Origin of the sequence: Nocardioides kribbensis (assembly GCF_015070375.1) — a bacterium.
GTDB lineage: Bacteria > Actinomycetota > Actinomycetes > Propionibacteriales > Nocardioidaceae > Nocardioides > Nocardioides kribbensis.
Map to the genome: position 1 here is coordinate 268,278 of NZ_JADCLL010000004.1, position 12,899 is coordinate 281,176.

General features: G+C 70.7%; 10 protein-coding genes. 2 read left to right on the top strand and 8 right to left on the bottom strand.

Annotation, left to right across the window (positions count from 1 at the left end; translation table 11 throughout):
• Positions 1 to 139: 139 nt before the first annotated feature.
• Together IR170_RS10825 and IR170_RS10830 are read right to left on the bottom strand one after the other, a co-directional pair.
• On the bottom strand, positions 140 to 1,516 hold the full coding sequence (locus tag IR170_RS10825) for an NAD-dependent succinate-semialdehyde dehydrogenase (protein WP_193663205.1): 1,377 nt from the start codon (positions 1,514 to 1,516) through the stop codon (positions 140 to 142).
• Positions 1,517 to 1,648: 132 nt separating this feature from the next.
• Positions 1,649 to 3,094, bottom strand: coding sequence for a T3SS (YopN, CesT) and YbjN peptide-binding chaperone 1 (locus IR170_RS10830; RefSeq protein WP_406603379.1), 1,446 nt, complete (start codon positions 3,092 to 3,094; stop codon positions 1,649 to 1,651).
• Between the two features lie 35 nt (positions 3,095 to 3,129).
• Here IR170_RS10830 and IR170_RS10835 point away from each other — a divergent pair, with 35 nt between their 5' ends.
• Together IR170_RS10835 and IR170_RS10840 are read left to right on the top strand one after the other, a co-directional pair.
• On the top strand, positions 3,130 to 3,993 hold the full coding sequence (locus IR170_RS10835; protein WP_193663208.1) for a tryptophan 2,3-dioxygenase: 864 nt from the start codon (positions 3,130 to 3,132) through the stop codon (positions 3,991 to 3,993).
• Positions 3,990 to 4,316, top strand: a complete 327-nt coding sequence (locus IR170_RS10840; protein ID WP_193663210.1) for a hypothetical protein — start codon at positions 3,990 to 3,992, stop codon at positions 4,314 to 4,316. Before IR170_RS10835 ends, IR170_RS10840 begins: the two co-directional genes overlap by 4 nt.
• Before the next feature lie 458 nt (positions 4,317 to 4,774).
• Here the strand turns inward: IR170_RS10840 and IR170_RS10845 are convergent, their stop codons facing one another.
• From IR170_RS10845 to nrdR, 6 genes are all read right to left on the bottom strand, one after another.
• Positions 4,775 to 5,623 (bottom strand): bifunctional 5,10-methylenetetrahydrofolate dehydrogenase/5,10-methenyltetrahydrofolate cyclohydrolase, encoded by an 849-nt coding sequence (locus IR170_RS10845; RefSeq protein WP_193664010.1) that lies wholly within the window; start codon positions 5,621 to 5,623, stop codon positions 4,775 to 4,777.
• Between the two features lie 473 nt (positions 5,624 to 6,096).
• On the bottom strand, positions 6,097 to 6,705 hold the full coding sequence (locus tag IR170_RS10850; RefSeq protein WP_227489020.1) for a hypothetical protein: 609 nt from the start codon (positions 6,703 to 6,705) through the stop codon (positions 6,097 to 6,099).
• Positions 6,693 to 7,217 (bottom strand): hypothetical protein, encoded by a 525-nt coding sequence (locus IR170_RS10855; protein WP_193663212.1) that lies wholly within the window; start codon positions 7,215 to 7,217, stop codon positions 6,693 to 6,695. The genes IR170_RS10850 and IR170_RS10855 overlap by 13 nt, the downstream gene beginning before the upstream one ends.
• Entirely contained in the window at positions 7,202 to 8,260 is a 1,059-nt protein-coding gene (locus IR170_RS10860; protein ID WP_193663213.1) for a nucleotidyltransferase domain-containing protein, read from the bottom strand. The genes IR170_RS10855 and IR170_RS10860 overlap by 16 nt, the downstream gene beginning before the upstream one ends.
• A gap of 857 nt (positions 8,261 to 9,117) precedes the next feature.
• Entirely contained in the window at positions 9,118 to 12,021 is a 2,904-nt protein-coding gene (locus IR170_RS10865) for a vitamin B12-dependent ribonucleotide reductase (protein WP_193663215.1), read from the bottom strand.
• A gap of 188 nt (positions 12,022 to 12,209) precedes the next feature.
• Positions 12,210 to 12,710 carry a transcriptional regulator NrdR gene (gene nrdR / locus IR170_RS10870; RefSeq protein WP_056904883.1) on the bottom strand — a complete coding sequence of 167 codons (501 nt, stop codon included), beginning with the start codon at positions 12,708 to 12,710 and terminating at the stop codon, positions 12,210 to 12,212.
• Positions 12,711 to 12,899: the final 189 nt, after the last annotated feature.

Below are 12,899 nucleotides of genomic sequence, written 5' to 3' on the forward strand. Positions count from 1 at the left end.
GCCGCGGCGCGGCTGCGCGGAAACCGCCGCTGCCGCTCCCCGCACGCCAGGCGGGGCCGGCCGGACGGTGTTCGTCCGACCGGCCCCGTGCGGTCGTGCGCCGTTCACCCGCGGGTCTGCGGGCCAACCCCCCCCCGGGTCAGCCCTGGGGGGTGTAGATGAGCTTCTTATTGACGAACTCGTCGATGCCGTAGGGGCCGAGCTCGCGGCCCACGCCGGAGCGCTTGGTGCCGCCGAAGGGCAGGTCGGCGGCCGTGCCCTGCGCGCTGTTGATCCACACCATGCCGGTGTCGAGCTGGTCGGCGACCTGCTGGGCCTTCTCGACGTCGTCGCTCCACACCACCCCGCCGAGGCCGAAGGAGGAGGCGTTGGCCAGCTCGATGGCCTCCGCGGCGTCGGCCACGCGGTAGACGACGGCGGCGGGTCCGAAGAGCTCCTCGCCGTAGGCCCGCATGTCGGGGGTGACGTCGGTGAGCACCGTGGCCTCGACGAAGGAGCCCGGGCGGTCGACACGGTTGCCACCGGTGCGCACGGTGGCGCCCTTGGCCTTGGCGTCCTCGAGCTGCTCGACCAGGGTCTGCGCGGCGCCCTCGGAGGACAGCGGACCGAAGCCGGTGCCGTCCTCGAAGGGGTCGCCCGGCTGCAGGGCCGACATCCTCTGCGTGAACTGCTCGACGAAGTCGTCGTAGAGGTCGTCGACGACGATCATGCGCTTGGCGGCGTTGCAGGCCTGGCCGGCGTTGCCCATGCGTCCGCGCACGGCGGTCTTGACCGCCGCACCGAGGTCGGAGGCGTCGAGCACGATGAAGGGGTCGGAGCCGCCGAGCTCGAGCACGACCTTCTTGAGGTTGCGGCCCGCGACCTCGGCCACCGCGGCGCCGGCGCGCTCGCTGCCGGTGACCGAGACGCCCACGACGCGGGGGTCGGCGATGATGTCGGCGGCCTGGTCGTTGGTGGCGAAGAGGTTGATGTAGGCGTCGGCCGGCAGGCCGGCGTCGTGGAAGATCTGCTCGATGGCCAGCGCCGACTCCGGGCACTGGGGGGCGTGCTTGAGCAGGATGGTGTTGCCGATCATCAGGTTGGGCGCGGCGAACCGGGCCACCTGGTAGTACGGGAAGTTCCACGGCATGATCCCCAGCAGGGCTCCCACGGCCTCCTTGCGCACGACCGCGTTGCCGCCCATCGACGGGCTCAGCGGCTCGTCGGCCAGCAGGCCCGGGCCCTCGTCGGCGTAGTAGCGGAAGATCGAGGCGACCAGCTGCAGCTCGCCCTTGCCCTCGCGCAGCGGCTTGCCCATCTCGCGGGCGATGATCGCGGCGAGGTCGTCGATGCGCTCGTCGAAGAGGTCGGCCACCTTGTGCAGCACCGCGGTGCGCTCGGACTTGTCGGTGGTGCGCCACTGGCCGTACGCCGCGTGCGAGCGCGCCAGCGCGTCCTGCACCTCGGCATCAGTCGCCGTCGGGTACTCCTTCTCGACCTTGCCCGTCGACGGGTTGACCACCTGGTAGTCGCTCATCTCGCGTCCTCTCCGTGCCGCCGGCGATCACGCCGCACCCTCGTTGGTGCCGCGCTCACCGGCCTTCTCGACGGTAGTCCGCGCGGAGCACGGCGCAAGGGCCCGTCGGGGTGGTCGCAGCCACGCCTGTCCTCAGGCCCAGCGCGCCTCCTCCCCCGGGTCGAACAGCTCGAGCCCGGGCTCGTCGTCGGGCAGCAACGAGAGCTGGCGCTCGCGCCTCCGGGCCACCACGGGACGCGGCGGGGCGGGCTCCCGCTCGCGGGACTGACGCCACACCACCAGGCGCAGCGCAGCGCGCAGGCCGGCGAGCAGCTCCTCGACGTCCACGCCGGTCACGTCGAGGTGGCCGGCACGCACACCCACGAGGTGGGCCACGATGAGGCGCCGGTCGTGGTCGAACAGCTCGGCCACCAGCTCCGGGGCGAGCCGGGCGTCGGCCATGAGCTCGACCACGGCGGCCAGGGGCGTGGCCTCCGCGAGGTCGACGGCTCCGGGCCCGAGGCGGGCCAGGCGCTCGAAGGCCGCCGTGCGGGCTGCCGGCGCCGGCTCCGTCGGCGGCTGGAGGTAGCGCCGGCCACCGAGCCGCGCCACCGTGTCGCGCGCGGCCTCGTCGATCTCCTGCATGATCCGCGACAGCACGACCCGCAGCTGCATGGGCGCGAAGGGCAGGGCGTGCAGGTCGTGGCCGAACTCGATCTCGCCCTCCACCGCCCGCAGCTGGAGGAACGGCATGCGCGCCGCGAGCAGGGCGACCTCGCGCAGCGCTGCAGCGTGGTCGGGCAGGTCGACGGCCAGCCACCCGAAGAGGCGCACCACCGGCACGTCGTCGAGGACCCGCACGAACACCGTCGACAGGCCGACCCGGACCGGCACGTCGCCGTCCTCGTCGCGCTCGAGCTCCTCGCCCTCCGACAGCTCCAGGAGCACCTCGTCGACCATCTCCTGCAGGTGCTCGACACCCTCGGGCATCGTGGCCAGCGGCGCCGGGGACGTCCGTGTCGGCTCCTGCCCGCCCTCCGACCGGAGGCCCCGGAGGTCGAGATCGGTCACGAGGAACGCCGGGTCAGGACAACCGAGGACCTCCGTGAGCGCGAGCACGGCCAGCGCCGCCAGCTCGTCGGCCCTCGCTCGCGGGCGGTCGAGGACCCCCAGGACCGCGGCGTCGGGCTCCTCGCCCGGCTCCGCGGCGGGGTCGAGCCACCCGAGGTCGAGCAGACCCCGGCGGAGGGCCGCGTCGGCGTCTGCACCCGCCACCACCTCCGCCCGCACCATGCCCGCACCCCACCCGGTCAGCCTGACGCCGGGCCTCTGGCCCGTGTCCGTGTCCACGACCTCGAGCCCGAGGGACACCACCTCGCCGTCCCCGAGCTCGGCCAGCCGGTCGCCCAGTCGCCGGCGGAGCTCCCGCCACGATCCCGTCAGCTGCGTCACCGCACGCCCCGTCCCCGTCGCGCCGCGACCCGGTGCCGCTGCGATGCCCGTCACGCTAGGGGCGACCACCGACAGTCGGGGCCTGCTCGGTCCGGCGGCGTGGCAGGCTCTGGCACGGCCGCCTCCGTGTGACGTGGCCGCGGCCACCGACCCGGGGGTCGACCCCGACCGGAGGAGACCCGATGGCCCTGGAGCACGGTGAGCGACCCCTCGAGGAGGGCATCCGCACCGACCTGCGCGAGGCGCTGGACTACGGCACCTACCTCGACCTCGACCGGCTGCTCTCCGCGCAGCACCCGGTCAGCGACCCGGTCCACCCCGACGAGCTGCTCTTCATCGTCCAGCACCAGACCACCGAGCTGTGGTTCAAGCTCGTCCTCCACGAGCTGCGCGGCGTGCGCGGCTACCTCGAGGCCGACGACGTCGACCGGGCCCGCAAGGCGCTGGCCCGGGTCAAGCACATCTTCCGCACCCTCACCGAGCAGTGGTCGGTGCTGGCCACGCTCACCCCCAGCGAGTACGGCGGGTTCCGCGACGCCCTCGGCCCCTCGTCGGGCTTCCAGTCCCACCAGTACCGCGGGGTGGAGTTCATCCTCGGCAACAAGAACGCCCGCATGCTCCGCGTCTTCGACGCCAAACCGACCGTGCGCGGGGAGCTGCAGGACCTGCTCGACACCCCCACCGTCTACGACGCCCTGCTGGCCTTCCTGGCCCGTCACGGCCACGACGTGCCCGCCGACGTCCTGGGCCGCGACGTCCGCGAGGCCTGGGTCGAGCGGCCCGACCTCGTGCCGGTGCTCGCCGCCCTCTACGACGACCCGCGCACCCACTGGGAGGGCTACGCGATCTGCGAGGACCTCGTCGACCTCGAGGACGCCTTCCAGCTCTGGCGCTTCCGCCACCTGCGCACCGTGCAGCGCACCATCGGCTTCAAGACCGGCACCGGCGGCAGCTCCGGCGTCGGCTTCCTCCAGCGCGCGCTCGAGCTCACGTTCTTCCCCGAGCTGTACTCCGTGCGCACGGGCATCGGCGGCGGCCCGTCGTGACGTCGCCGCGGCCGCTCCTCGCTGCGGTGTGGGTGGTCACCGGCAGCCTCGGTGGCTACCTGATGATCGACTGGGGTCCCACGTGTGACACCGCCTGGGCCGGCACCTACGCTCCGCTCACCGGGTGGGCAGCGCGCGTGTGCGGCGGAGCGTTCCCCTTCACGCCCACCGTGCTCGCCTTCACCACCACCGGCTTCCTGGCCCTCGCCCTGATCGTCCAGCGGCCGGCCGGGAGCCGCGGCACCACGGCCCTCGGCCTCATGGTGGCGGCCCTGCCGCTCGTGACCACCCTGTCCCTGTGGGGGCTCGCCCAGGTCCCGTGACGGTCGGGATTGCTGGGGACGGCTCGGTCGCTGCCTGGACTGCGCGAGCCCACCGTCACCGCACAGCAGCTGGGCCTCGTCTGGTCCGCAACGGCCACCGGCCCGGTCCCTGTGTGCTGGAGGGATCGAGCCGGTGGCGATGCTGGAGGCGTCACGAGGTCTTGGGCGAAGGGCCCCTGTCCCCCCGCATTTCGATCCCCTCGCATGCACCTAGTATCCCCGGTCTCGGGCGGATCGCAGCCCAGACCTGCCGGCCCGACAGCGAGTGGGAGTGATCCCCCGGAAGCAACAGCGAACGGAGCATGGGTGCACCCTCGAGGAAACCTCGGCCAGTCCTGCACCGGACAGGAGAGTTGATGTCCCCGGCCGGGCAAGCCGTCAGCCTGGCGGTTCCCAACGACCGCGGGCAGGGGACGACCGCGTGGGGACAGGGGTAGACCCCCGGTAGACGCAGCCGCTCAGGTTCGGGCGTGCCGCTCGGCGGCCTCGACCGCGTTTCGGAACAGCATGGCGATCGTTGTCGGGCCGACTCCGCCGACCCGCGGCGTGATAGCACCGGCAACGGCCTCGCAGGACTCGTCGACATCGGGCAGTAGACGTCGCCCTTCATAGCGCACGCCCGCGCCGACGACCGTGACGCCGGGGGTCAGGTGTTCGGGCCGGATCATGCCGGGAACGCCCGCGGCGGCGACGACGATGCTGGCGCGGCGGGTGTACTCGGCCCAGTCGGGTACACCGGTGTGCACGACGGTGACTGCGGCGTTCGCGGCGTCCCGCTTCTGGGAGAGCAACAGCGCCAACGGACGACCGATGGTGGCACCGCGTCCGACGATGCAGACGTCTTGGCCAGCGACAGGGATCTCGTAGTGGGCCAGCAGCGCCTCGATACCAGCCGGTGTGCAGGCGACGGGCGCGGGCAGCCCCAGGGCGAGACGTCCGACGTTGACCGGCTGCATCCCGTCGACGTCCTTGTCGGGGTCGACCGTCGCGAGCGCCGCGTCGTAGTCGATGTGCCGGGGCGCAGGGTGCTGGAAGAGCATGGCGTCCACCGCCGTGTCGGCATTGAACTCCGAGATCACCGCGAGCACGTCGGCCTGGGTCGCGCTGCTCGGTAGGTGCACATGTGGAGAGGTGAAGCCCAGCTCGGCGGCCTTCTCCTGCTTCATCCGAATGTACCCAGCGCTAGCTGGGTCGTCACCGACGAGCAACGTGGCCAGGCCGGGGACGTGGCCAGCAGCGACCAGTACCGCGGCGCGGGCACGGACGTCGGCGAGCACGGCGTCGGCGACGGGGGCTCCGGGCATCATGAGTGCTGACACAAGTCCTCATGATGCCTGGTGGCCCCCCGGCGGCAGTCGTTGGCTCGTGGTGACGCCCGCTCATCAGAATGTCCGGGCGTTCCCACGTTCCGGGAACGCGGTGAACGCGGTGCCAGATCTCACTAGCGGGGAAGTCGTGTGCGGCCGCGTTCCCGCAGGTCACCGCGTTTCGGCGCTTCGCCGCAGCGAACTAGCCGAAACCGGCGGGCAATCGTGACAGGTCGATGAGCCGGGACGTGGTCCCTTTTGCGCCGGTCCAGGGGACGCTCGCCGAGAGCCCGCTCGGCGATGTCGAGGTCTAGGGCCGCGAGCGGTTGCCGGACCTTGACCTCGTGCGCCACGGGATCTCCCTCGCAACGAACGGTGACCCTGATGAGGAGTCGAACTCGTCAAGATCACCGTAGTTGCGGGGGATCACATCCGGACTACCCAGATGCGGCGTGCCGCCTGTCGAAGTCGGATCAGGGCTGGAGGCGCCAAAGTCTCCGAGGCAGCAGTCGACGCCATCCGAAGCGATACGTGATGGCACGTTCCAGCTTGGCGACGTGCGGCCACTGGTCCCCCGGTCCCCAGCCGTTGAGGTTCATCCCGGAGGCGGCTGTGATGGGCGGCTGGTTCCACGCGTCCCCCGTCGCCTGCTTCACCGTTGCGTCGACGGCGGCGAGCGCCTGCTCGAACATGTCCCCGAGGTCCCCGTGCTCGGAGGCCACCCAGGTCCGGCACGCAGCCAACTGCTCCTGAAGGTCATGGCCCCGCTCCACCAGCGCGGTGAGCACGGCAGGGTCATCGGAGACCCGGCGCCGGACCCGGTACGGGTACTCCCCACGCGAGATGAGCGACCGGACTGCGTTCGCGTACCCCTCGCGACGAGCGGTCGCGGCGGCCCGCAGATTCCCGAGCACGCTGGTGATGAGCCCAGCAAGGACGGATGAGCCGAACAAGGTGATGACGACGAGGAGCCACACGCTCGTCGAGGGGTCTTCACTCCCGGGCGCTGCGGGTGCCCCGCCGGCCTCAGCCACGTGGGTGGCGACCTCGGCGGCCAACAGGTGAATGGTCAGGACGCCCATCGTCGCTCCTCCTCGCGCATGAAGGCGCTACGGATGGGGTGCGCGCCGTTGACACGCTCAGCGTGCGGGGCGTCCTCGACCGGCCACTGACCCTCGCGGCGGTAGTACTCCTCGAAGAGCAGGTGGCGATGCACACGGGTGACGTACTGCTCCAGGCCGTCGTCCCACTCCCATCGCAGCGCCCGGGGGTCCTTCGGGTACCACAGGCACAGGTCGCCGGCGAGCTTCCCGAACCGGGGCCCGAGCGGGGACGGGTTGCGGTGGTGCCAGGTGCGGTCCGGCCCGAGTGGGAACGCGTAGATGGCGCCGTCAGGTCGGACGCTTACCCGGCCGCGCTCGACGCCGTAGCCGGCCACTCCCAGCTCGGGCAGGGGCGCGAACGTGAGGTCGATGACCAGGCCGCCGTACCGAGGCTCACGAAGGTCGTCGACGGTCACGCCGAACACCTCGTCCTGGAGAACCCGGCGCACGCGCGCCGGGTCGTCCAGGACGTCGCTCAGCGCGAGGGCCACGTGCCCGGCAGGCCGAAGACCGAGCCCTGGCCACCGTCCGGTCCGCGGGTCCAGGAGCGGCCCGGGGCCGCGGCCTGCTGCGCGACCGTCGTGGTGCTCGGACGTCCCGCACTCGACACGCTGCCGGCCGCGAAGGCGGTCATCACGTCGAGGACGGGGCGGATCGGCGCGTCGGGGAACGCGTCCCCGAACAGGGAGTGCCACACGCTGATGGCGCCGTCCATGTCGCCGGCACGCTCGAGCCGGAGCGCCTCGGACGCCTTGCGGGAGGCCTCGGCGTACACCCGGGCAGCGGTCTCCCGCTCCTCGTCGGTCCACTTGATGGTGACGTCGTCCTCTCCGGCCGGCTCGAGCACCGGACCCTTGACGCCGTCCTTGGCGTACGCCAGGACGGCAGCCACCGCGTCCTTGTCGAGCATCTTGCGGCCGACGACTGCGTACGCGAGCGACTCCACGACGATGCCGGAGACGAAGTCGAGCTCCTCGTGGTGCTTCGTGAACGCCTTGACCTCGCGGACCTGGTGGACGAACCGGCCGTCCGTGGCCTGGTTCCGGTCAGAGACACGCTTCAGCTGGATGCGCGTGTTGCTCTGCTCCCAGGTCCCCTCGAAGCGGTCACCGATGAGGACGTAGTCGTTGTCGGTGTCGAAGGCCGGCACGAGGTCGATGGTGAAGTCGACGTCGCTGAGCGTCAGCCGCAGCGCCTTGCCGGACGGCTCGTCACCCACGTCGAACTGGACGTCGGGCCACCGGTCCACGATGGGCGCCTTGAACGACTCCATGGCCCTGCCCGGGCCGTCGGGGCCGCGCAGCTGCTCCCACAGGTAGGGGGGCAGCAGGCACACGATGTCGACGTCCTTTAGCGGCTTCAGCATCGTCTTGCGGGCGAACGACCCCTGCAGGAAGCTGCCCGCGATGAGCCCGGCCTTGGTGAGGTCGTCGCGGATGGTGTTGTGCAGCGTCTGCGCCTTCTGGCGCACGAACGGGTCGAGGTTGAGGTTCTCGTCGAGCTTGATGAACGAGTTGTCCACGGTCCGCTTCATGCGGGCCTCCTAGAGGTTGAAGAGAGTGGTCGTGCCGGACGGCACGGCCGTGGTGGCGGCCCTCCCCGTAGGGAGGGCCGCCGAGAGTCACTTCCGCTTCGGCGTCTGCGACAACGCGCTGGCGGCAGCCGACTTCGCGGCCTTGCCCGCCTTCGGGTTGCTCAGCACCTTGCTGGCAGCCGACGCAGCCTTCGCGCTCGTCTGCCTCGTGTTCCTCTTGGTCATCTCTCTCTTCACCCCCGCCCCTGATGCCGTATGGACAAGCCGGCACCGGGGGTGGTCACATACGGGTGAACGCCCCGCACTCGGCCACTCGGTCGGTGCCCCCGAGGCCCGGTCTGCCAGGACCGGGCCTCGAGTTCTTGTGTGGGCCTCGATGGCCCGCGTGCAGTTGATCACCTCGCACCGACGCTGAACCGTCGGCGAGAGCTTCGTGGGCCAGCGCGATGCGACGACGCAGGCCGCGGCACGAGAGCGGATAGCGCTCGACAGGTGCCAGACGTGGGGCCGGCCCGGCTCCCCACACTGCGGGAGGCCGGGCCGGTCAAGGTTGGGGATGAGTCGGATCGGATCAGCGCCGTCGTTCGAGGCAGCATCCAGCGCCGAGGCGTCGCCCTGGTTCGTGTGCTGGGTCTGGCTGATCACGATGTTCCTCTTCCACCTGGGGTCGTTGACGGAGGTTCGCGGGCCAGTCGGCGACTGGCCCAACCAAGTTCGACCCCGGAGATGCGGTGTCCCACTGTCGGGGAGCTAGCCCCCCCAAGGGGGACACCGCATCTTGGTTAGTTCAAGGCAGTTCTCACTTCCTGTTCGAGCAGATCCGGCCCCCGCAGGGGACACGGAACCCTCGGTTGATTTCAGCTGCAGCCGGAGGTGCTGCCGCAGCCCTCGCAGACGTAGCAGGAGCCTGCGGGGCGCATCTTGGTGCCGCAGGTGAAGCACAGCGGGGAGTCGATCGCGGTGCCGGTGATCTTCTCCATCAGCTCGGCGGAGGTGTGGGCCTCCTTGGCCGGCTGGGCCGGGACCTCGCGCTGCGAGGCGCCCTCGGTGTCGTGGGTGACGACACCCTCGACGGTCTCGGGCTCGGCGACCGGCGCCGAGGCGACCGGCTCGTCGATGAGCTCCGCGGCGCCGCCGGTCTCGACGACGGGCTCGTAGGAGCCGGTCTCGAGGTAGCGCTGACGCTCGTCGGCGGAGTAGATCCCCATGGCCTGGCGCTGCTCGAAGGGCAGGTAGTCCAGGGCCAGGCGGCGGAAGATGTAGTCCATGATCGACTGGCTCATCCGCACGTCGGGGTCGTCGGTGAGGCCGGCGGGCTCGAAGCGCAGGTTGGTGAACTTCGAGACGTAGGTCTCCAGCGGCACGCCGTACTGCAGGCCGATGCTGACCGCGATCGAGAACGCGTCCATGACGCCGGCCAGGGTCGAGCCCTGCTTGCCGAGCTTGAGGAAGATCTCGCCGAGCTCGCCGTCGGCGTGCGCACCCGAGGTCATGTAGCCCTCGGCGCCACCCACGGTGAAGGAGGTGGTGCGCGAGACGCGCGACTTGGGCAGGCGCTTGCGGGTCGGGGCGTAGACGACCTTCTCGACGACCTTGGTCTCGACCGGGGCGGCGTCGGCGCTCTTGTTGGAGTCGGTGCCCTTGTTGTCGCCCTTGCCGCTCGACATGGGCTGGCCGACCTTGCAGTTGTCGCGGTAGACCGCGGTGGCCTTGAGGCCGAGCTTCCAGGACTGGAAGTAGACGTCCTCGATCTCCTCGACCGTGGCGGTCTCGGGGAGGTTGACGGTCTTGGAGATCGCACCGGAGAGGAACGGCTGGCAGGCCGCCATCATCCGCACGTGGCCCATCGGGGCCAGGGCGCGGGCGCCCATGGCGGTGTCGAAGACCTCGTAGTGCTCCTGGCGCAGACCCGGGGCCTCGATGACGTGGCCCTCGGCGGCGATGTGGTCGACGATCGCCTCGACCTGCTCGGGCTGGTAGCCCATCTTGCGCAGGGCGCGCGGGATGGTCTGGTTGACGATCTGCATGGAGCCGCCACCGACGAGCTTCTTGAACTTCACCAGCGAGAAGTCGGGCTCGATGCCGGTGGTGTCGCAGTCCATCATGAAGCCGATGGTGCCGGTGGGCGCGAGCACCGAGGCCTGCGCGTTGCGGAAGCCGTGCTTCGCGCCGAGCTCCTGCACCTGGGCCCACGCGGCCGTGGCCAGCTTGTGGACCTGCTCGTCGGCGATGTGGACCGGGCGCACCGTGTCGTTGGCGGCCTGGTGCTTGCGCATGACGCGCTTGTGGGCGTCGGCGTTGCGGGCGTAGCCGGTGTAGGGGCCCACGACGCCGGCGATCTCGGCCGAGCGCTTGTAGGAGGTGCCGGTCATCAGCGAGGTGATGGTGGCGGCCATGGCGCGGCCGCCGTCGGAGTCGTAGCCCAGGCCCATGGCCATGAGCAGCGCGCCGAGGTTGGCGTAGCCGATGCCGAGCTGGCGGTAGTCGCGGGTGGTCTGGCCGATCGACTCGGTCGGGAAGTCGGCGAAGCAGATGGAGATGTCCATCGCGGTGATGATGAACTCCACGGCCTTCGCGAACAGCGCGCCGTCGAAGGTGTCGTCGTCCTTGAGGAACTTCAGCAGGTTGAGGCTGGCGAGGTTGCACGAGGAGTTGTCGAGCGACATGTACTCCGAGCAGGGGTTGGACGCGGTGATGCGGCCGGTCTCGGGGTTGGTGTGCCAGTCGTTGATGGTGTCGTCGTACTGCATGCCCGGGTCGGCGCACTCCCACGCGGCGGTGGCGATCTTGCGCCACAGGTCGCGGGCGTCGACGGTCTCGATGACCGAGCCGTCCTTGCGCGAGCGCAGGCCGAAGTCGGTGCCGTTCTCGACCGCGCGCATGAACTCGTCGGAGACGCGCACGGAGTTGTTGGCGTTCTGGTACTGCACCGAGGTGATGTCGTCGCCGCCGAGGTCCATGTCGAAGCCGGCGTCGCGCAGGGCGCGGATCTTGTCCTCCTCGCGCGCCTTGGTCGCCACGAACTCCTCGATGTCGGGGTGGTCGACGTCGAGCACGACCATCTTCGCCGCGCGGCGCGTGGCACCGCCGGACTTGATGGTGCCGGCGGAGGCGTCGGCGCCGCGCATGAAGGAGACGGGGCCCGAGGCGGTGCCGCCGGAGGAGAGCAGCTCCTTGGAGGAGCGGATGCGGGAGAGGTTGAGGCCGGCGCCGGAGCCGCCCTTGAAGATGAAGCCCTCCTCCTTGTACCAGTTCAGGATCGAGTCCATGGAGTCGTCGACCGAGAGGATGAAGCAGGCCGAGACCTGCTGCGGGGAGGGCGTGCCGACGTTGAACCACACCGGGGAGTTGAACGAGAAGTACTGGTGCACCAGCAGCCAGGTCAGCTCGTGCTCGAAGACCTCGGCGTCGGCCGGGGACGCGAAGTAGCCGTTGTCCTCGCCGCCCTTGCGGTAGGTCTTCACGACCCGGTCGACGAGCTCGCGCAGGCTCTGCTCGCGGGTGTCGGAGCCGACGGCGCCGCGGAAGTACTTGGTGGTGACGATCGTGGAGGCGTTGACCGACCAGAAGTCGGGGAACTCCACGTTCTTCTGCTCGAAGACGGTGGCGCCGGTCTTCCAGTTGGTCTGGACGACGTCGCGGCGCTCCCAGGTGATCTCGTCGTAGGGGTGCACGCCGGCGGTGCTGAACGTGCGCTCGAAGGTCAGGCCCTTGCCCGCCGCCGAGGCGCCGGTCTGGGCCCCGCTCATCGTCTCCGTCATGTGCTGCTCTCCCTGTGTCGCGTGCTGGCTGTGTCGCGTGCTGGTCGTGTGGTGCGTGGTCGGGCTCGTGTCGATGGTCGCGCTGACCACCGACACTCGGGGGGCGGACCGGCGTGGGGGTCGGTCCGGTGGGGAGGAGGTGGTGCGCCCGGCAGGCAGCTTCCCCACTGCCTGCCGGGCGGTCTGGGTCAGCCCGTGGTGGGCTGGGGGTCGCGCCCCTCGACCAGCTCGGTGAGCTGCTCGGCGCGGTGGGTGCGCAGCTGGGCGATCTCGGCCTCGAAGTCCTCGGCGGACTCGAAGGCCTTGTAGACGCTGGCGAAGCGGAGGTAGGCCACCTCGTCGAGCTCGCGCAGCGGCGCGAGGATGGCCAGCCCCACCTCGTGGGCGGGGACCTCGGCCTGACCGAGGCCGCGCAGGGCGTCCTCGACGGCCTGGCCGAGGCAGGCCAGGTCGTCCTCGGTGACCGGCCGGCCCTTGCAGGCCTTACGGGCACCGGCGACGGCCTTCTCGCGGTGGAACGGCTCGGTCGCGCCGGAGCGCTTCACCACGGCGAGCGGCATGAGCTCGACGGTGGTGAACCGCTCCTTGCACGCCAGGCACTGCCGACGCCGGCGCACCGAGCCGCCGTCGTCGCCGACCCGCGAGTCGAGGACCTTGGTGTCGGCGTGGTGGCAGAACGGGCAGTGCACGACAGGTCTCCTCTCGGACGGGTCGAACGGACGGTGCGGGACGGCTGCAGGAGCGTGGCGGCGCGCCTGTGACACCCTCGTCGGGTGGCCAGGAGCTGTGGATAAGACGCCCGGTCATGTGGAGAACACCGGGCCTGTTGTGAACCATCCACCCTGGCGCTGTGCACTAGATGTGGATAACTACATCCG

What these genes read in the sequence shown, in the direction of transcription:
- IR170_RS10860 (WP_193663213.1), bottom strand. Translation starts at nt 8,260, where the DNA reads ATGAAGCGGACCGTGGACAACTCGTTCATCAAGCTCGACGAGAACCTC.
- IR170_RS10845 (WP_193664010.1), bottom strand. Translation starts at nt 5,623, where the DNA reads ATGATGCCCGGAGCCCCCGTCGCCGACGCCGTGCTCGCCGACGTCCGT.
- IR170_RS10865 (WP_193663215.1), bottom strand. Translation starts at nt 12,021, where the DNA reads ATGACGGAGACGATGAGCGGGGCCCAGACCGGCGCCTCGGCGGCGGGC.
- IR170_RS10825 (WP_193663205.1), bottom strand. Translation starts at nt 1,516, where the DNA reads ATGAGCGACTACCAGGTGGTCAACCCGTCGACGGGCAAGGTCGAGAAG.
- IR170_RS10835 (WP_193663208.1), top strand. Translation starts at nt 3,130, where the DNA reads ATGGCCCTGGAGCACGGTGAGCGACCCCTCGAGGAGGGCATCCGCACC.
- IR170_RS10850 (WP_227489020.1), bottom strand. Translation starts at nt 6,705, where the DNA reads ATGGGCGTCCTGACCATTCACCTGTTGGCCGCCGAGGTCGCCACCCAC.